19 protein-coding genes are annotated in these 17,361 nt (G+C 62.0%); 13 read left to right on the top strand and 6 right to left on the bottom strand.

Annotation, left to right across the window (positions count from 1 at the left end; genetic code table 11):
• Positions 1-3: 3 nt before the first annotated feature.
• The 9 genes from AC4P1R_RS01085 to visR all read left to right on the top strand — a co-directional run bounded on the left by AC4P1R_RS01085 (position 4) and on the right by visR (position 8,071).
• On the top strand, positions 4-471 hold the full coding sequence (locus AC4P1R_RS01085) for a chemotaxis protein CheW (protein ID WP_069459512.1): 468 nt from the start codon (positions 4-6) through the stop codon (positions 469-471).
• Positions 468-1,376 (top strand): protein-glutamate O-methyltransferase, encoded by a 909-nt coding sequence (locus tag AC4P1R_RS01090; RefSeq protein ID WP_151610815.1) that lies wholly within the window; start codon positions 468-470, stop codon positions 1,374-1,376. Before AC4P1R_RS01085 ends, AC4P1R_RS01090 begins: the two co-directional genes overlap by 4 nt.
• Positions 1,373-2,422, top strand: coding sequence for a protein-glutamate O-methylesterase CheB (cheB, locus tag AC4P1R_RS01095; protein WP_225190581.1), 1,050 nt, complete (start codon positions 1,373-1,375; stop codon positions 2,420-2,422). The genes AC4P1R_RS01090 and cheB overlap by 4 nt, the downstream gene beginning before the upstream one ends.
• The gene (locus AC4P1R_RS01100; RefSeq protein WP_034851752.1) at positions 2,423-2,812 is read left to right on the top strand and encodes a response regulator; all 390 of its coding nucleotides are present in this window, start codon (positions 2,423-2,425) and stop codon (positions 2,810-2,812) included.
• Positions 2,809-3,363, top strand: coding sequence for a chemoreceptor glutamine deamidase CheD (cheD, locus tag AC4P1R_RS01105; protein ID WP_225190582.1), 555 nt, complete (start codon positions 2,809-2,811; stop codon positions 3,361-3,363). Before AC4P1R_RS01100 ends, cheD begins: the two co-directional genes overlap by 4 nt.
• A gap of 44 nt (positions 3,364-3,407) precedes the next feature.
• On the top strand, positions 3,408-3,794 hold the full coding sequence (gene cheT, locus AC4P1R_RS01110; RefSeq protein WP_069459508.1) for a chemotaxis protein CheT: 387 nt from the start codon (positions 3,408-3,410) through the stop codon (positions 3,792-3,794).
• A gap of 289 nt (positions 3,795-4,083) precedes the next feature.
• A complete protein-coding gene (fliF, locus tag AC4P1R_RS01115; RefSeq protein WP_069459507.1) occupies positions 4,084-5,757 on the top strand; it encodes a flagellar basal-body MS-ring/collar protein FliF in 1,674 nt (557 codons plus the stop codon).
• Between the two features lie 834 nt (positions 5,758-6,591).
• Positions 6,592-7,329 (top strand): transcriptional regulator VisN, encoded by a 738-nt coding sequence (gene visN, locus AC4P1R_RS01120; RefSeq protein WP_151610818.1) that lies wholly within the window; start codon positions 6,592-6,594, stop codon positions 7,327-7,329.
• A gap of 10 nt (positions 7,330-7,339) precedes the next feature.
• Positions 7,340-8,071 carry a transcriptional regulator VisR gene (gene visR / locus AC4P1R_RS01125; RefSeq protein WP_069459506.1) on the top strand — a complete coding sequence of 244 codons (732 nt, stop codon included), beginning with the start codon at positions 7,340-7,342 and terminating at the stop codon, positions 8,069-8,071.
• 192 nt (positions 8,072-8,263) lie between these two features.
• Here visR and AC4P1R_RS01130 read toward each other — a convergent pair whose 3' ends face one another.
• From AC4P1R_RS01130 to motA, 6 genes are all read right to left on the bottom strand, one after another.
• On the bottom strand, positions 8,264-8,704 hold the full coding sequence (locus AC4P1R_RS01130) for a BspJ family T4SS effector nucleomodulin (RefSeq protein ID WP_069459505.1): 441 nt from the start codon (positions 8,702-8,704) through the stop codon (positions 8,264-8,266).
• A 2-nt stretch (positions 8,705-8,706) separates the two neighbouring features.
• Entirely contained in the window at positions 8,707-9,789 is a 1,083-nt protein-coding gene (flhB, locus tag AC4P1R_RS01135) for a flagellar biosynthesis protein FlhB (RefSeq protein WP_069459504.1), read from the bottom strand.
• 231 nt (positions 9,790-10,020) lie between these two features.
• Entirely contained in the window at positions 10,021-11,052 is a 1,032-nt protein-coding gene (gene fliG, locus AC4P1R_RS01140; RefSeq protein WP_069459503.1) for a flagellar motor switch protein FliG, read from the bottom strand.
• A 27-nt stretch (positions 11,053-11,079) separates the two neighbouring features.
• Complete coding sequence (gene fliN, locus AC4P1R_RS01145; RefSeq protein ID WP_492177309.1) at positions 11,080-11,679, bottom strand: flagellar motor switch protein FliN; 600 nt, start codon at positions 11,677-11,679, stop codon at positions 11,080-11,082.
• Between the two features lie 51 nt (positions 11,680-11,730).
• A complete protein-coding gene (locus AC4P1R_RS01150) occupies positions 11,731-12,678 on the bottom strand; it encodes a FliM/FliN family flagellar motor switch protein (RefSeq protein WP_069459501.1) in 948 nt (315 codons plus the stop codon).
• 4 nt (positions 12,679-12,682) lie between these two features.
• Positions 12,683-13,561, bottom strand: coding sequence for a flagellar motor stator protein MotA (gene motA / locus AC4P1R_RS01155; protein ID WP_069459500.1), 879 nt, complete (start codon positions 13,559-13,561; stop codon positions 12,683-12,685).
• Between the two features lie 212 nt (positions 13,562-13,773).
• On the opposite strand from motA, the gene AC4P1R_RS01160 reads away from it, so the two are divergent.
• The 4 genes from AC4P1R_RS01160 to AC4P1R_RS01175 are packed head-to-tail and all read left to right on the top strand — an operon-like array spanning position 13,774 to position 17,247.
• Positions 13,774-14,553, top strand: a complete 780-nt coding sequence (locus tag AC4P1R_RS01160) for a DUF1217 domain-containing protein (protein WP_069459499.1) — start codon at positions 13,774-13,776, stop codon at positions 14,551-14,553.
• A gap of 1 nt (position 14,554) precedes the next feature.
• Positions 14,555-15,280, top strand: a complete 726-nt coding sequence (flgF, locus tag AC4P1R_RS01165; RefSeq protein WP_492177310.1) for a flagellar basal-body rod protein FlgF — start codon at positions 14,555-14,557, stop codon at positions 15,278-15,280.
• Between the two features lie 16 nt (positions 15,281-15,296).
• Positions 15,297-16,697 (top strand): flagellar protein export ATPase FliI, encoded by a 1,401-nt coding sequence (gene fliI, locus AC4P1R_RS01170; RefSeq protein WP_069459497.1) that lies wholly within the window; start codon positions 15,297-15,299, stop codon positions 16,695-16,697.
• 1 nt (position 16,698) lies between these two features.
• Positions 16,699-17,247: a flagellar protein gene (locus tag AC4P1R_RS01175; RefSeq protein ID WP_225190585.1), complete on the top strand. Its 549-nt coding sequence runs from the start codon at positions 16,699-16,701 to the stop codon at positions 17,245-17,247.
• Positions 17,248-17,361 lie beyond the last annotated feature (114 nt).

Raw genomic sequence — 17,361 nt, forward strand, 5'->3', positions numbered from 1 at the left:
ATCATGACCTATGCCGCAAAAAATCTGACCACTGGCGGACGGGAGCTGATCGCTTTCCGCGTCGGCGACCAGGAATTCTGCGTCAACATCATGTCGGTCCGCGAAATACGCGGCTGGACGCCCGCGACGCCGATGCCGCATGCGCCGCCCTATGTTCTGGGCGTCATCAATCTGCGCGGGGCGGTGCTGCCGATAATCGATTTCTCGGCCCGTCTCGGTATGAAGCCGGCCGAGCCGACGGTGAGGCATGTGATCATCGTAGCCCAAGTAAACACCAGGGTCGTGGGACTGCTGGTCGACGCCGTCTCCGATATCCTGACGGTCGCCGATTCCGATATCCAGCCCACGCCGGAGATCGCTTCCGATTCCGAGCGAAGCTTCGCCCGCGGGGTGCTGGCGATCCAGGGACGCATGATCTGCCTTGTCGAACTCGATTCGGTCTTCCCGAATGAGGAAAGGGAAGCGGCATGAATTTTCAGGTGACCACCGAGCCGAAGCTCTCGCCGGACGAATGTCTCGCAAGCGGCGAATATCCGCTGACCCGTCGCGACCTTAACGAGATCGCGGCGATGATCTATGCGGACGCCGGCATCTATCTCAACGAAACCAAAGCGTCGCTCGTCTATTCAAGGCTGTCGAAGCATATCCGTAGCCTTGCCCTCGGGGGCTTTCGCGATTATTGCCAGCTCGTCGCCTCGCCCGCGGGCGCGGCGGCGCGCCGCGACATGCTCTCGCACCTGACGACCAACTTTACCCGTTTCTTCCGCGAGAACCATCACTTCGAACATCTGAAGTCGGAGGTCTTGCCGAATCTGATCTTGCGCGCAAAGCAGGGTGGTCGCGTGCGAATCTGGTCGGCGGCCTGTTCGGACGGGCAGGAGCCCTACTCGATTGCGCTCACGGTGCTGTCGCTCCTGCCGAATGTGTCGGACTACGACTTCCGCATCCTGGCAACCGACATAGATCCGAAGATCCTCGCGCTCGCCCGGGCCGGGTGCTACGACGCGACGGCGCTGGAGACGGTTGATCCCGCCATGCGCAAGCAATGGTTCAAGGAGGTCGAAGTCGCCGGCCGGTCCAAGTGGCAGATCGACGACCGCGTCAAGCGCCTGATCACCTTCAACGAGCTCAATCTGATGGCGCAATGGCCGGTCAAGGGGCCCTTTGACGCGATCTTCTGCCGCAACGTTGTGATCTATTTCGACGAGCCGACGCAGATGAAGATCTGGTCGCGCTTTGCCAGCCTGCTCGATAGCGGTGGACATCTCTACATCGGCCATTCGGAGCGGGTGTCCGGAGATGCCAAGGCGCTCTTCGACAACATCGGCGTCACCACCTATCAACATATCGGAAAGTTCCAGGGAGGTCGGGCATGAGCACTCCCGCCCGCGTTCTCGTCGTCGACGATTCGCCTACGATGCGTGGCCTGATCTCCGCCGTGCTCAATGCCGATCCGGAAGTGAGGGTCGTCGGCCAGGCCGCGGATGCGTTCGAGGCGCGCCAGGCCATCAAGCAACTCGATCCCGATGTGGTCACTCTCGACATCGAGATGCCGAATATGAACGGCCTTGAATTCCTCGAAAAAATCATGCGGCTCAGGCCGATGCCGGTCATCATGGTCTCGACGCTGACGCACAAGGGCGCGGAGGCGACGATCGCCGCCCTCGAGATCGGCGCTTTCGATTGTGTCGGAAAACCGCATGCCGGCGATCCGAACCCGTTCGACGGGCTGGTCGACAAGGTTAAGGCGGCGGCGCGTTCGCAGCGTAAGGCGATGATCACCACGAACAGCACGGCGGCGCCGGCCGTCGGCGCCGCAGCCGAATACCGTGCTAGCCGCAAGATCATCGCCATCGGCGCCTCGACGGGGGGCGTCGAGGCATTGATCGCGGTGCTGCAGAAGTTTCCGCCCAGATGCCCGCCGACCGTCATTACACAGCACATGCCGCACACCTTCACCAAGAGCTTCGCCGAACGGCTGAACAGGCTCTGTGCTCCGGCCGTCGCCGAGGCGACCGACGGCGCTCGGCTGGAAATCGGCAAGATCTACCTGGCCCCCGGCGGCGAGAGGCATCTGCAGGTCGCCAACGCGGTCGCGCCTTGCTGCCGGCTCGTCGACCGTGAGCCCGTCAACGGCCATCGCCCGTCTGTCGACGTGCTGTTCGATTCGGTTGCCGAGCTGGCGGGGCGCAATGCAATCGGGGTTATCCTGACCGGAATGGGCCGCGACGGCGCGGCTGGTCTCCTGAAAATGCGGCATGCCGGAGCACGCACCTTCGGACAGAACGAAAAGACCTGTGTCGTCTACGGCATGCCGAGAGTTGCCTATGAATTGGGCGCTGTTGAAACGCAACTCCCCCTCGGATCGATCGGGGACGAGGTTCTCAAAGCGGCAGCAGCCCGGAAGGAAGGAATCGAATAAATGTCCATCGCCGAAAAAATAAAGGTTCTGATCGTCGATGATCAGGTGACGAGCCGGCTGCTGCTCGGGGATGCCTTGCAGCAGCTGGGCTTCAAGCAGATCACGGCCGCCGGTGACGGGGAGCAGGGCATGAAGATCATGGCCCAGAATCCGCACCATCTGGTCATCTCGGACTTCAATATGCCGAAGATGGACGGCCTGGGGCTGCTGCAGGCGGTGCGCTCGAACCCCACCACCAAGAAGGCCGCCTTCATCATCCTGACGGCCCAGGGCGATCGGGCATTGGTGCAGAAGGCGGCGGCGCTCGGCGCCAATAACGTTCTGGCGAAGCCCTTCACGATCGAAAAGATGAAGGCGGCGATCGAAGCCGTGTTCGGAGCGCTGAAATGATGACAGAGGCTGCCGGCAGGCGCGTGCACGTCATCCAGGGCGAGTTCAAGGTCGTCGACGATCCCGATATCGTTCTCTCGACCATTCTCGGCTCCTGCGTGGCGGCTTGCATGCGCGATCCGGTCGCTGGAGTCGGCGGCATGAATCACTTCCTCCTGCCGGGATCCGCGGGTTCGGCAGCATCGGGCGGCGATGTCACACGCTACGGCGTGCATCTGATGGAGCTCCTCATCAATGGACTGTTGAAGCAGGGCGCTCGTCGCGATCGCCTCGAGGCAAAGATTTTCGGCGGGGCGAGGACGATTGCGCGCTTCTCCAATGTCGGGGAGCAGAACGCGGCTTTCGCACGCCAGTTCCTGATGGACGAAGGCATTCGCATCGTCGGTGAAAGCACGGGCGGCGAACATGGGCGCAAGCTCGAATATTGGCCGGTGAACGGCCGCGCCCGCCAATATGCCTTGACCGGCGTGGAAGCCCAGCGGGCGATCCAGCTCGACCAGAAGCCCGCGCCCGTGCCGAAGCCGGCGGAGAGCTCGATCGAGTTCTTCTAGAGGGTGGCCAAGCTCCAGATTTCGACAACCACGTGAGATATGACATGCAGACCTATTGCCAAAGCAACACACCTCACGCGGAAGAAGCGCTGCCGGAAGTGCTGATGCGAATCGTCACGGAGCTCCACGACGTCGCCTATCTCATCGAGCGCATCGAACCCCAGCTTCTGGACAGCAGGGATGGCGGCGCGGATGTCGACAGGATGATGGTATTCCAGGGCATCGACCTGGCGGTCCAGAAGACGCGCGGGCTGGCTGAATTCATCGACACGATCACCGCGTCCATTCCCGACAGCTGGCTGGTGGACGTCAGCACGGCCGTCAATCTCGTCAAGCTGGCGGACATGAAGAAAGCCCTCGGCAACGGCGTTCTTCGCCATGGACACTCGCAGCCGCTGACGAAAGCCTCGGGTGATTTCGAGGCATTCTGACCGGCTGACCGGCTGCGGAATCTTCTCATTCATACCGCCGCACGCGTCGTGAGTGCTCGGGCGATCGTCGCTGGCATACTGCATTCGTCTTCCGACGAATCGCCCACTTTCCAAATCCCCGTCAAGTTCGCGCAAGTTTCGCTGCTTAGCTTCGCTTCCGGGGCTGGTAGATTCGCGTGTATCGAATGTCGGCGATCGAGCCGATACCCAGCAACCCGAATGTTGGATCTACGCATGGCGACGTCGATCATGGGCGAGGCTGTCATGCGGTACTGGGTGCGGAAACAGAATGAATCTGTTCGATCAATTTTCGACGTTTACGAAGAATCTGAGTAGTCTCGGGCAGGGCAAGCTGATCGCGCTTGCCGTCGCCGGCGTCGTTGCAATCGGTGTCGTCCTTGCCGCAGCCATCTACGTCAACAAGCCGTCTTATGAAACGCTCTATGTCGGTCTCGAGCGCAGCGATGTGACCCAGATCAGCCTTGCGCTCGCAGAGGCGAACATCGATTTCGAAGTCGGTTCCGATGGCGCCAGCATCCAGGTTCCCGTCGGCATGAACGGCAAGGCGAGATTGCTGCTTGCCGAGCGCGGGTTGCCGAATAGCGCCAATGCCGGATACGAACTCTTCGACAATGTCGGCTCCATCGGCCTCACCTCCTTCATGCAGGAAGTGACGCGCGTTCGCGCGCTCGAGGGCGAGATCGCCCGAACGATCCAGCAGATCTCCGGCGTTGCCGCCGCGCGCGTCCACATCGTGATGCCGGAGCGGGGCAGTTTCCGCAAGACCGAGCAGACGCCGACGGCCTCGGTGATGATTCGAGCGAGTGCCACGGTCGGTCGCAATGCCGCCGCCTCCATCCGCCATCTGGTCGCATCATCGGTGCCGGGTCTCGATATCGACGATGTCACCATCCTCGATTCGACCGGCCAGCTTCTCGCCTCCGGCGACGACCCTGCCAACAGCGCCCTCAACCAGTCGCTCGGCGTCGTCCAGAACGTTCAGACCGATCTCGAAAAGAAGATCGACAATGCGCTCGCCCCCTTCCTCGGCATGGATAATTTCCGCACCAGCGTAACCGCCGAACTCAACACCGATGCGCAGCAGATCCAGGAGACCGTTTTCGATCCCGAATCGCGGGTCGAGCGTTCCACGCGCGTCATCAAGGAAGAACAGAAATCCAGCCAGCAGCAGCCGGATAATGCCGCAACCGTACAACAGAACGTGCCGCAGGCGGCGCCTCGTGGCGGTGCCGGGCAGCAATCGAGCGACGAGGCGGCCAAGAAGGAAGAACAGACGAATTACGAGATCAACAGCAAGACGATCGCGACCGTCAAGAACAGCTACTCGATCGAGCGCCTCTCGATCGCGGTTGTCGTCAATCGCGGCCGTCTGGCGGCCATGGTCGGCGAGCCGGCCGACCAGGCGAAGATCGATGCCTATCTCCAGGAAATGCAGAACATCGTTTCATCGGCTGCAGGCTTCGATGCCAAGCGCGGCGACGTCGTCACGCTGAAGGCGATGGACTTCGTCGAAACGCAATTGCTCGACCAGGCCGTCGCCGGCCCGGGCATCATGGAAATGCTGACGCGCAATCTCGGCGGCATCATCAACTCGCTCGCCTTCGTCGCGGTCGCCTTCGTGGTCGTCTGGATGGGCATGCGGCCGCTGGTACGCCAGATGGGCTTCGGCGGCCAGGCGGGTCAGCTCGAAGGCGAGGCGGCCGGTCTCGAACTGCCGGACTTTTCGCCGGCCGGCGCCGGCGCCGGGGGCGCCCTCATGGAAGGCTTCGGTTCCGACTTCGGCTTCGACAGCACCGACGACCTGCTCGACATGGGCGACGAGGCCGGCTTCAACCGCCGCGTCAAGGAAGGCCCGGAGCGCAGACTAGCTCGCATGGTCGAGATCAGCGAGGAGCGGGCTGCGAAAATCCTGCGCAAGTGGTCCCTCGACCAAGCCGCCTGATCGAGCAGACATACGGAACGAAAATCCCGCCTCCGCGCGGGACTTTCGTTCTCGTTTGGCGAGCCACGGGATCGCCTCCACCCGACTGAGTGTTCCGGCAGCGGCAACAGTCGATCGAAATATTGTCCGAGACCGACGTTTCCCGACGATCGGGGCGGCGAGTCGGCGACTAGATTCCGTCGTTGCGTTGGAGGCTTGCCCTGGGGATTGGTTGCCGCAATTGAGGAGATCTTAACTTTTATTTATTCCGGGGTGGCCGGCGTCAGCCATTTGCCACTTTCCCGCGCGCCCGGTTGTTTTCCGCGGAATCCAAATTGCGCGAAATATAACTTTGCGGATCGAAATAGAATTTCGTTGCCCCTTCTTGTTCTTCGGAGTTATTCTACATTCTTTCGATCTGCATTTGGTGCATTTTGGCAACAGCCAGATACATTAAAAAAACCCTCCCGGTTGTATTCGCGGCTGCCGGTCTCTTATCTGGCGTCCAGGTTGCATCTGCGAGATGCAGCTGTCGCGCATTTGGGTGCCTCCAGAGTCTCGCGCTGTCCGAATGTCGGAGGAAAAATTGTTGAATATCAACTATATACCTGATTCCTGATATCCGTTTGCGATTGCGAGGCTGGATTTTGAGGAAAGATGGTTCGCGGACTCTGCAAGAGGACGAGGATACAAACCAGCGGGCAATGTCAGTGCCATTTTAGGGGAAGCGATGTACAGTTTATAAAATGATTCGCGTCCTGGTTTTTGCGGTGGTGGCGAGTACCGGCCCGGTCGGATGTCGGTGGGGCAGGCAAGCCTATGGGGACGCCGAATTCGGCATGGGGGCTGAATGTCATGGAGATTTTGCAGGCGAAGGCAGCTCGGTCTTTCGAGGCCGCTGCGCCACGGGCGCGTGGTTGGGGCATATCGCGCGAACAGTTGATCGGAAGGCTTGGCGAAACCGTCAGCCGCAGCGGCCTCGGCAATGGACTGGCGGCGCTGACGGAATATGTCGGGGCGAGTCATTACCTCCTGGCCCGGCATGATCTCTCCCAGGACGGTGGCCTCGACTTCGTCATCTGCTCCGACTGGCCATTCGACGTCGTTCGCCGGCTCTCGCGAATCGTCGTCGGTTTGAATGCAAAGACGAGCGAACTGGACAAGTGCCTGGCGGCGCTTCAGCCATGCTTCCATCCCATGCCGGACGACATCGACCTGCCGCGTGGCATCAGCCGCTCCTATTGCATCCTCGCCTTGAATGTGGGTCGATCCCGTTTGTCGTTCATGCTCCTATTCCCGGAGGACGTCATCTTGTCTCAGGACGGGCTGCGAGACATCGGCGTGCTGGCGAGTTATCTTGCGAGCGTGAAGGCGGACGTCGCCGTACGGCAGGAGCGGGAGTTCGAACTCACCGAACGCGAGATCGAATGCCTGTTCTGGATAGCGGAAGGAAAGACCAGCGACGAAATCGCCGTCATTCTCGGCATCTCCCGCAACACGATCAACAACTACATCACCAGCGTGATGCGAAAGACGGCCACCCGGACCCGGTCGGAGGCGATTGCCCACGCAGTTCGCCACAATCTGGTGTAGGAGCGCGAGGATGGCGCATATCACGACAGGCTCGCGCTACTGCGAAGACACGGGCGGCAGCGGAAAGGCCGCCCGGGCTGCGACGCTGGTCGCACGGCTGCAAGCGATGCAGCGGCAGATCAATGCGAAGAGCTTCGCCGTCCTGCGCGTCAATGGAATGGCCGCGACGCGCAAGCTTACCTGCGTGCTCCATAATTGGGGGGCCGCGTCGGAAGTGAATGCGCACGACCTCATCAAGGTCTATGGGGAGGAGCTGCTCCAGCATCTCGACCGCTCGCCGCTGCCGGTGCTGTGGGACGGCCAGGGGCAGCATCAGGTCGCAGAGGCGTCCGATTTCGAGCCGTTCACGCATCGCTTAAGCGGCCGCAGGCTCTCCTATTCCGGGATCGGTTTTCCTGTGAGGCTTGGCGCTCAGGGGAACGGCTACGTGGTGTTTACCGGCAGCTACATGGATGCGTCCGGCGAACAGCTTGTCGAACTGCACGGACGCTGCGCCCACGTCATGACCGACATGCTGGCCGCCGATGAAAGGCGGACCGTCAAGGCGGAAGCGCTCAGCGACCGCGAGATCGCCTGCTTGCAGATGGCGGGCGACGGCCATATCAGCGAGGAGATCGCCGACAAGATGGGTCTATCCGTCCACACGGTGAACGCCTATCTCGGCGCTGCGACGACGAAACTCGATTCGGTGAACCGCATTCAGGCGATCGCCAAGGCCATACGACTCGGCTATATCAGCTGATATCTGCACCGGAGTTCGCCAAGCTCGCGAAGAATGCAGCGCCGCAGCGCCCGAGAAGACGTGCGGCGCTCGCGCATCGGCCCGAAAATCGTACCCGATCTTCGGAAAGCTCGATGCGCCGGTTCAAAGAGTTACAGCGACCTTTGCGCGTCTGAACAGACGCGCGGCGCTGTAAAGGTGCATTTCTTCTGGTCAGCTTGCCAGCGGGAGCGGATAGGACCTGACGAATTTCGCCTCCGCCAGGCTTCTGGCGAGGAAGGCCGTGTTCTCGTCGGGATCTTTCGAGGGCTTCTGGAAATTGATGTGGCTGATTTCTATGCCGGCCGTTTCCCCGGCAAGGACGAGGCGCACATAGACCGCGACGCCGCGCGGCTTCAGTTCGAGGTCGAGGGTGATCTCGGGGCAACTGTTCCAGTCGAGGCTATAGTTCCCGCCGAGGCCGAAATTGACGGTTCCGGGCTGGAAATAAAGTTCTGCAGCCGATTCCACGAGGTCGGCGAGGCTCGCATAGGACTCGAACCGCAGAAGCGCGATGAAATCCGCAGCATCGATCAGACGCAGTTCCGTTGCTATCGGACGGATCGCCTCTGCCACTATCTTTTCGCGTTCTTCGGAGAATTCGTTCTTTTTCAAGATTATGTCACCCGTCTCTGTTGCGGCTGAGCTGCGTAGACCCGGTGAATCAGCTCGGCGACCGCCTTGTAAAACACCGGTGGAATGACACTATCTACCGAGACTTGTGCAAACATGGAGCGGGCGAGCGGTGGATCTTCGAAAACGGGGATGTTGTTCTTCTCGGCGATCTCGCGGATTTTCAGGGCCACCAGATCCTGGCCCAGGGCAACGACCACCGGCGCCTCGTTTTCCTCGCGCACGTAGCGGAGCGCGACGGCGTAGTGTGTCGGGTTGGCGATGACGAGTGTGGCGCGCGGCACGGAGGCCATCATGCGCTTGCGCGCGCGGTCGCGCTGCATCGAGCGCAGCCGCGACTTGACGATCGGGTCGCCCTGCGACTGCTTCAGTTCTTCCTTCACCTCCTGCTTCGTCATCTTCAGTTGCGTGTACCAATGATGCCTGGTCCAGAACAGGTCGACGATCGCCAGCACCGCCGTCGCCAGAAGGACGACAATCATGATCTGCTTGAGGTCGGACATCATCGTCGTGAAGATCGTTACCGGATCGGAAAACATCAGGTCGAGCGTCGCGAAGTAGTCGTTCCATAGAACGAAGACGACGATGAGCGAGACGATGATGATCTTGAACAGCGACTTGCCGAATTCCACGAGCCCCGGAACGCCGTAAATGCGCTTGAAGCCCGCCACTGGCGACACCCGGTTCATCTTCGGCATGACGCGGTCGAGGACGGGGCGCGGCAGGTTCTGGAAAATCGAGGATCCGACCCCGAAGAGGATGAGCAGGACGAAGATCGGTACGAGCAGCGCAGCCGCCTTCAAGAGGATGTGCGAGACCAGACCGACGACGTCGGTCGCCGTGCCGATGCGCCAGGCTTCCGGCTGTTCGAAGATGTCCTTGAGCGCTTGCGCCGTGTTTGCCACGCCATTCGCCAGGAAGAAGACGATGAAGATGTAGATCGCCAGCGTCGAGGCGAAGACTGTCGTTTCGCGGGAAAAGGGGAGATTGCCTTTGTCGGCGGCATCGGAAAGTTTCTTCTCCGACGGCGCCTCGGTTTTGCTGTCCTTGTCCTGATCGTCCGACATGAACGGAACGCTCCCGCCGCCATAAAGTGGGATGAGAAAAGCCAACGCCGGCGCACATCCCGTGCCATGCGCGCCTGCAGAATCGATCCGCAGGCTGAGACGAGGCGCTTCTCTGGTGGACCGCGCGCGCCCCATATGCAAGAGCCGGCCACTGGTTAGGCGTCCGACTCAACAGAAATCAATGTGTGGCTTCGGATTTGGAGAAGGTCGCGACTGAGAGCCGCGATTGGGTCAGGCTGCTTCCGCCTCTTTCTCTTTGAGTTCCAGTTGTCCGCTCGCGGCGAGGCGAATCGCCTCCTGCGCAATCGACCGCCGCGCGATCGCGACGTCGCGCGGGTTGATGCCGGCGTCGCCGCCGGCCAGATCCGATTCGATCATCCGGCGCTGGCGCGCGCCGATCGACGCGAGGACCGATTCGCGCAGTTCCGCAGCCGAGCCCCGGAGCGCCATGGTGATGATGTCCGTGGAGACGTCGTTGAAGAGCTGCACGCGGCTTCTCTGCGGCATGTAGAGGATGTCGTCGAACAGGAAGATCTTCGGCCGGACCTTCTTGGCCGAGTCGGTGTTGAGCGTCTCGAGCGAGGCAAGCAGCGTATCTACTTGCTTCTTTTCGAGCTCATTCATCACTTCCGCGATCTTGGCCGGTCCGGGCGAATTGCGTTCCGCGTCCATCTCGTCGATCATCTCGACCACGCGGGCTTCGATGATGGCGGCCGCCTTGGGGCTGACATTCTTCATGTTGACCGCGCGGTTGAGAATGTCCGGTCGCTGCCTGTCCGAAAGCTGCAGCAACACCTTGGCGCCGAAGTTCGAGGGCATCATCGACAGAACGTAGGCGATGGTCTGCGGGTGTTCCTCGGCGAGCAGCTTCGAAACGGCGACAGGATCGCAGTCCTGCAGGCGGTCCCAGATGTTGGCCTCGTAGGACTGGAACGTCGCCCGGCGTCCGAGCAGCCCGTCGACCTCATCCGGCGTCAGACCTTCTTCGAGGATGCTCTCCATGGCCTTGGCATTGTCCATCAGGCCCGCGCCTTCGGTGAAGAGATCTTCGAATTCGTTGATGAGCGCTTCGAGCTCGTGGGGAGGAATGGCACGCAGCGTCTGCGCCGCGGCGATGATCGCCTGCAGTTCGCTTTGCGTGAAGAATTTCAGCAGTTTGCCCGCCACGGACTTGCCCATGGCCAGCAGCACGGCCGCCGCCTTTTCCGTCTGTGACAGCGGTTTGGCTAACGCCTGTCCTTCGAAACTTCCGAAATCCGTCATGGATTCATCCTTCGCCCAACATCGGGCTTACTTCTTGCTGCTCTTGATCTCGATGAGCTTGACACCGAACCGGGTTACGTCGCCGTCGAGGACGGTGATCTCGCCGCGGCCGATCACACGACCATTGACCATGATTTCCACGGGCTCGCCGATCTTCCGGTCGAGCGCGATCGTCGCTCCCTCGTCAAGGCCCATGAGGCTGGACACCTGCATACGGCTGGTGCCGAGCACGATCTGGACATCGATCGGGATGTCCATGATCAGGTCCATATTTGCGGTCATGCCGCTGCCCGGTGCGTCTTGTGCCGAGGAGCCGACATCGAAATCATTGCCGCCGAACCCGCTGTCGAGGTCGATGCCTCCGGGCGTGTCGGTTCCGCCGAAATCGCCGCCGAAGCCGCCGTCGGCGAAACTCCCGCCGAAGCCGGCCCCATCGGCTGCGCCGAAATCGCTACCGAAGTCCGAGAGGTCGGCCGCCGGTGCGGGCGCTGCGAAATCGGCGCCGAAATCGGTCGGGGCATTGTCCTTCTTCAGAACGCCGCGCAGGTCGTCGATTGCCTGGTCGAGTTCGGCGTCTTCCGTGAATCCCGCCTGTTCGTCGATGGATGCTGCTTTTTTTCGTACCATGTGCGGATCATTCCAGTTGAAGCTTGCCTCAGGCATTCTGAGAGGCGCGGTTTAACTCATGATGTGGCGAAGGATGTCCTGTTCGGACCCGTGCGTATCCTTGACCCGGACCGTGTATTTGGCGCCGGACCGGCCGAACTCGCAGATGTAGAGCTCCCGTCCGTTGGCGTTGACCTCGACCTGGACGTCCTGGTCGTCATGGAACGGGATCACATCGCCGAGCTGCAGCCGGCTGATGGTGTCAAGCGTCAGGCTGTCCAGCCGGATCCGCGCCTCGAGGGTTACCGCCGATCGGCGGACCTGCTCCTTGATCTGTTCCGCCCACTCGGCTTTCGCACCCGCATTCTGGCCGGCGCTGCCGGGCATGGTGATCTGGGTCTTGAGCAGCGTGCCTTGCGGAATGATCAGGCAGAAGGTCGAGAGCACCGGGCCGAGCCCGATCGTCATGTCGATGGAGGCCGCATAGACATCCGCCATCGCGTGATCCGGTTGCGGGCGGTCCTCGCTGTTGTGGGGGCGGCCGAGCACCGGTTCATGCCCGCCTGGAGCGTTGACGGCCATGCGCAGAACCTCTGCGATCCTGTCGAACACCGGCGCCGCCACGTCTATCTCGATCTTCGACAACGCCCTCGGCTCCGGCTCCTCGATCCCTGTCGGCTCGGCGCCGAGCAGCGCTTCGACGAGGGTGACGAGAACGGGACTGTCGCAGCCGATCTGGAAGTCCTCGCACCAGTTGCGCAGCGAGACGTCGCAGATGAGGAAGCCGTCGCCCAGTTCGGCGATGAGGTCGTTGCGAAGGCCCGTCTTGTATCCCGCATAGCCGATCGTGATGTCGCGGCCCGTCTCGGCCTTGAGAAGGTCCGGCAGGACTTCACCGAGGACCTGGCCGATCTCCAGGGCGGTGCGGCCGATCACCTTGTCGTCGCCGAGCGCGCCGATCATGCGCGCCAACAGCCGCTTGTCGAAGGGATGGATGTTCGATGCCGTGCTCGCAGTCATGGTATCAAGCCGCCTTGCTCTCGCTGCCGCCGCCCGGGTTCATCATTTCCTGCTCGACCGCGTCGATCGACGGCCGCTCATAGGCGGAGATCGTCTTGCGGCCATATTCGAGCGCCACCTGCGGAACGGAGCCGTTCATGTAGGCCAGCAGCGTCTGCTTGACGAGGACGTAGAGCCGGTTCTGCTTTTCGCGGACCGCCTTGATGTTGGAGACGAGTGGGGCAACGACCGAATAGGAGAGGAACACGCCGAGCAGCGTTCCGACGAGCGCTGCGGCGATCTTCGCGCCCAGCACTTCCGGCGCCTCGCTGATTGCGCCCATGGCCTTGATCACGCCGAGGACCGCGGCGACGATGCCGATGGCGGGCAGGGCGTCGCTCATGGTCGTCAGCGCGTGATAGCACTTCATCTTGTCGTGGGTGATCGTCTGGATCTCCTCGTCCATCAGCGCCTCGATCTCGTGCGATCGGGCGTTGCCGATGATGATCAGGCGCACGTAGTCGCAGATGAAGGCCGTCAGTTCCCTGTTCTGAAGGACGGTGGGGGCGGACTGGAAGATCGAGGATTCGTCGGGATTGTCGATGTGGCTTTCGATTTCGTTGCGCGACTTGGTTCTGAGATCGCGCATCAGGCTGTAGAGCACGCCAAGGGTGTCGAGATAGTGGCGCTCCTTCGGTACCTTGTGCTTGAAGGCTTCGCCGAGCGCCTTACCGGTGTCTTTCACCACCTTCATCGAATTCGCCATGATGAAGCCGCCGATACCGGCGCCGCCGATGATCATCAGCTCGAACGGCTGGTTGAGGACTTCCAGATGGCCGCCCATCGCGACGTAGCCGCCGAGAATACAGCCGAAAGTCACAAGGAGTCCGATGATGATGTTCATTGTCGATACCTGTCGCGATCGTGATTTCCCTTGGATGGAATAGGATTTCATCCTTGCGTGAGGCTGGCCGTGAAACCGATCGGCACTCCGGCCGCGGATCAGGTTCGCGCAAGCAAGTCAGGTCAGCATTTTGCCAGCGTCGGGCCCGAATCGCGTCCCGGCTTCTCTACAGGCGAAGCGGGATTCCCGCTCGAATTCGGACGGAACGGATCGTGACGACGACCTACACGAGCTACAGACTGATCACCGCCGATCTCACGAAGTCGCTTGAGCGCGTTTCCGAGCAGCCGGACGTCGCCCGCGAGACGGATTATTACCTTTCCAAGATCGGCAGCATCAAATCGCTCGACGAGTTCTTCGCCGACAGCCGGCTCTATAATTACGCGATGAAGGCGCATGGCCTCGAGGACATGGCCTATGCCAAGGCCTTCATGCGAAAAGTCCTGACCGAGGGCATCGACAGCGACGACGCCTTTGCCAACAAGCTGTCGGATAACCGCTACAAGGCGCTGGTCGAATCTCTGAATTTCGCCCGCCATGGCGAAGCGGCCACGGCCTTCGACAGCGCCCAGCAGGGGGTCGTCGGCAAATATACGCGCCAGACGCTCGAGGAGAATGCCGGGCAGGAGAATACCGGCGTCAGGCTGGCGCTCTATTTCCAGCGCACGGCTCCGGCGATCACCAGTGCCTACGAGATCATCGCCGACGAGGCGTTGGCGCAGGTCGTTCGAACGGTTCTGCAACTGCCGGACGAATTCGCCGCGACCGACGTGGACCAGCAGGCGAAAACCATCGAGAAGGCGATCGAGCTGGAGGATTTCCGGGATCCAGGAAAGCTCTCGGCATTCCTCGACCGCTTCACGGCGATTTGGGAGATCGAGCATTCATCCGACAGTTACGACCCGCTCGCAGTATTCGGTTCCTCGAGTGGCTACGGCATCTCGGCCGACCTGCTGCTGTCCATCAATAACCTGAAACTTGGGGGGCGCTGACGTGCAAACCGGCCTCTATGTCGCGCTTTCGTCGCAGATGGCGCTCGAAAAGCGCCTCAACACGCTTGCGGACAATATTGCGAATTCCAACACCGTCGGCTTCCGCGCTACGGAGGTGAAATTCAACCAGGTGCTCGGCGACACGAAGCCCACCAAGGTCTCCTATGTGTCGGAAGGCGACGAATATCTGAGCACCACCAGCGGCTCGCTGGCCCGGACCGGCGCCACGCTTGACTTTGCCGTCCGGGGGGACGCCTGGTTCTCGATCGAGACGCCCGCCGGTCCGGCGCTTACCCGGGACGGCCGCTTCACCCTGACCGAGGCGGGAGAACTTGTCACCATCAAGGGGTACCCGGTGCTCGACGCCGGCGGCGCCCCGGTCCAGGTCAACGGCGCGGCCGGCGACATAAAGGTGGGCGCCGACGGAGTCATCCACCAGAACGACACTCAGGTTGCGTCCCTCGGCCTGTACCAGGCGGATTTCAGCGGCGGCTTCATGCGTTACGACAACAGCGCCGTGATGCCTGCCATCCAGCCGGAGCCGGTGGTCGACCGATTCGACGTCGGTGTGATGCAGGGCTTCCTAGAAGAGTCGAATGTCAATGCCATTCAGGAGATGACGCAGCTCATCATGGTGACGCGCGCCTTCGACAATGTGACCGCGCTGATGCGCGACAGCGAGGGCTCGCTCGACGAGGCGATCAAGACACTCGGCGGCGCCCGCTAATACGACGGATATCTGCATGGAACGACAAGGTTCTGAGACCATTGCGACATCGACGTCACTGGCAGCCCTTGCCGGGCTCGTCGCGCGTTACGCCAATCCCGACGTCGCGATCGCACCGGGGGGGCATGTCCAGACCATTTCGCCCGGGCACTACACGGTCACCGGGCTGTCGCGGCATGTCCGGCTCGGCGATTTCGTCGCGCATAAGAGCGCGACCGGCACCCACCTCGGCGAAGTGGTCCGCGTCGAGCCGGAACGTGTCGTCGTCTGTCCGATCGAGCCTGGCGACCCGATCGGCATCCATGACGTGGTCATCCGCAAGGGAGCCTTCCGCATCGCGCCAACCGGCAACTGGTGCGGGCGCACGGTCAATGCGCTCGCCGAGCCGATCGACGGTCTCGGCCCGCTGCTGCAGGGCGAGATCCGCCGTTCGATTTCGAATGCCGCGCCGCCGTCGATGACGCGCAGACGGGTCGAGCAGGGTTTCAAGACCGGCGTGCGGGCCATCGATATCTTCTCGCCCCTGTGCCTCGGGCAGCGGCTCGGCATTTTTGCCGGCTCCGGCGTCGGCAAGTCGACGCTTCTGTCGATGCTTGCGCGCGCCGATGCGTTCGACAAGGTGGTGATCGCGCTCGTCGGCGAGCGCGGCCGCGAGGTGCGCGAGTTCATCGAGGACACGCTGGGCGACAATCTATCCAAGTCGGTCGCCGTTGTCGCTACCAGCGACGAGAGCCCCATGCTCAGGAAAATGGCGCCGCTGACCGCGGTCACAATCGCCGAGCACTATCGCGACAAGGGGGATAACGTCCTGCTCATCGTCGACAGCGTCACGCGCTTCGCGCATGCGATTCGTGAGGTGGCAACGACAGCCGGCGAGCCGCCCATCGCGCGCGGGTATCCGGCCTCGGTGTTCACGGAACTGCCGCGTCTGCTCGAGCGCGCCGGACCCGGCGCCGAGGGAACGGGCACGATCACCGCCATCATTTCCATCTTGGTCGACGGGGACAATCACAACGATCCGGTCGCCGATTCGGCACGCGGCATTCTCGACGGGCACATCGTCCTCGACCGCAGCCTTGCGGAGGAGGGGAGATACCCGCCCATCAATCCGCTTGCCTCGATCTCCCGTCTGGCGCGCAAGGCCTGGACGCCCGATCAGGAAAAGCTCGCTGCCCGCCTGAAGTCGCTGATCCACCGTTTCGAGGAAACGCGCGACCTGCGGCTGATCGGCGGCTACCGTGCTGGCGGCGATCCGGATGTCGACATGGCGATCAAGCAGGTTCCCGTCATTTACGACGTTTTGAAGCAGACGCCCGGCGAACGGCCCGCAGTCGATGCTTTCACCGACCTCGCCAACGCGTTGAAGGCTGCCGCAATGGGCAACCAGCCGGGCGCCGGCGCGCCCAGGAGGTCCTAGAATGACCGATTACGACGCGGACGAGATCGTCCGCCAGCGCCGGCGCGTCGCCAGGACGCCGGTGATCGACAGGCTGCTCGGTGCCCTGGGCCTGGCCATGGCGGCCTTCGCGACCTTCTTTCCCTGGTATGCGCTTCTCCACCAGGACGAGTTCAGCATGCCGACGCTGTGGCAGGAGACGAGCCGCGACCTTCCCGAACGTCCCGGCCGCGACGTCGTTTCCGTCTCGCCGCTGGCAATGCCGGACAAAGACGACGAGATCGCCGCCGCCATCGACCGGCTGACGACGGCGACCGTGCCCGGGCCGGAGTACGATCCGCAGGCTGACAAGAACCAGGCGGAAGCCGGACCAGACCAGCCATTCCCGGCGTCGCGCTTCAAGTTGATGCATGTCGCCAATGGCAGGGCGCTCATCGAGGATGAAGGCGGCATGTATGTCGTCCGTGTCGGCTCCGTTCTGCCGGACAACAGCCGCCTTGCGACCTTCGAGCAGCGGGACGGTCGCTGGGTGATGATCACCTCCAAGGGCGAGATCTCCCAGGCGAGGTAGGCGAAGCCCCGGCACGGCAATTCTTGCGCTTTGCATCTGTCGTTCTTTGAATCTGCGCATCGAGCTTTCCTCAAATCGGTTCCGCTTTTCGGGCCGATGCGCCGGCCTCCCGGG

This window comes from Sinorhizobium sp. Y406 (genome assembly GCF_058732025.1).

What these genes read in the sequence shown, in the direction of transcription:
- AC4P1R_RS01085 (WP_069459512.1), top strand. Translation starts at nt 4, where the DNA reads ATGACCTATGCCGCAAAAAATCTGACCACTGGCGGACGGGAGCTGATC.
- AC4P1R_RS01090 (WP_151610815.1), top strand. Translation starts at nt 468, where the DNA reads ATGAATTTTCAGGTGACCACCGAGCCGAAGCTCTCGCCGGACGAATGT.
- cheB (WP_225190581.1), top strand. Translation starts at nt 1,373, where the DNA reads ATGAGCACTCCCGCCCGCGTTCTCGTCGTCGACGATTCGCCTACGATG.
- AC4P1R_RS01100 (WP_034851752.1), top strand. Translation starts at nt 2,423, where the DNA reads ATGTCCATCGCCGAAAAAATAAAGGTTCTGATCGTCGATGATCAGGTG.
- cheD (WP_225190582.1), top strand. Translation starts at nt 2,809, where the DNA reads ATGATGACAGAGGCTGCCGGCAGGCGCGTGCACGTCATCCAGGGCGAG.
- cheT (WP_069459508.1), top strand. Translation starts at nt 3,408, where the DNA reads ATGCAGACCTATTGCCAAAGCAACACACCTCACGCGGAAGAAGCGCTG.
- fliF (WP_069459507.1), top strand. Translation starts at nt 4,084, where the DNA reads ATGAATCTGTTCGATCAATTTTCGACGTTTACGAAGAATCTGAGTAGT.
- visN (WP_151610818.1), top strand. Translation starts at nt 6,592, where the DNA reads ATGGAGATTTTGCAGGCGAAGGCAGCTCGGTCTTTCGAGGCCGCTGCG.
- visR (WP_069459506.1), top strand. Translation starts at nt 7,340, where the DNA reads ATGGCGCATATCACGACAGGCTCGCGCTACTGCGAAGACACGGGCGGC.
- flhB (WP_069459504.1), bottom strand. Translation starts at nt 9,789, where the DNA reads ATGTCGGACGATCAGGACAAGGACAGCAAAACCGAGGCGCCGTCGGAG.
- fliG (WP_069459503.1), bottom strand. Translation starts at nt 11,052, where the DNA reads ATGACGGATTTCGGAAGTTTCGAAGGACAGGCGTTAGCCAAACCGCTG.
- fliN (WP_492177309.1), bottom strand. Translation starts at nt 11,679, where the DNA reads ATGGTACGAAAAAAAGCAGCATCCATCGACGAACAGGCGGGATTCACG.
- AC4P1R_RS01150 (WP_069459501.1), bottom strand. Translation starts at nt 12,678, where the DNA reads ATGACTGCGAGCACGGCATCGAACATCCATCCCTTCGACAAGCGGCTG.
- motA (WP_069459500.1), bottom strand. Translation starts at nt 13,561, where the DNA reads ATGAACATCATCATCGGACTCCTTGTGACTTTCGGCTGTATTCTCGGC.
- fliI (WP_069459497.1), top strand. Translation starts at nt 15,297, where the DNA reads ATGGAACGACAAGGTTCTGAGACCATTGCGACATCGACGTCACTGGCA.
- AC4P1R_RS01175 (WP_225190585.1), top strand. Translation starts at nt 16,699, where the DNA reads ATGACCGATTACGACGCGGACGAGATCGTCCGCCAGCGCCGGCGCGTC.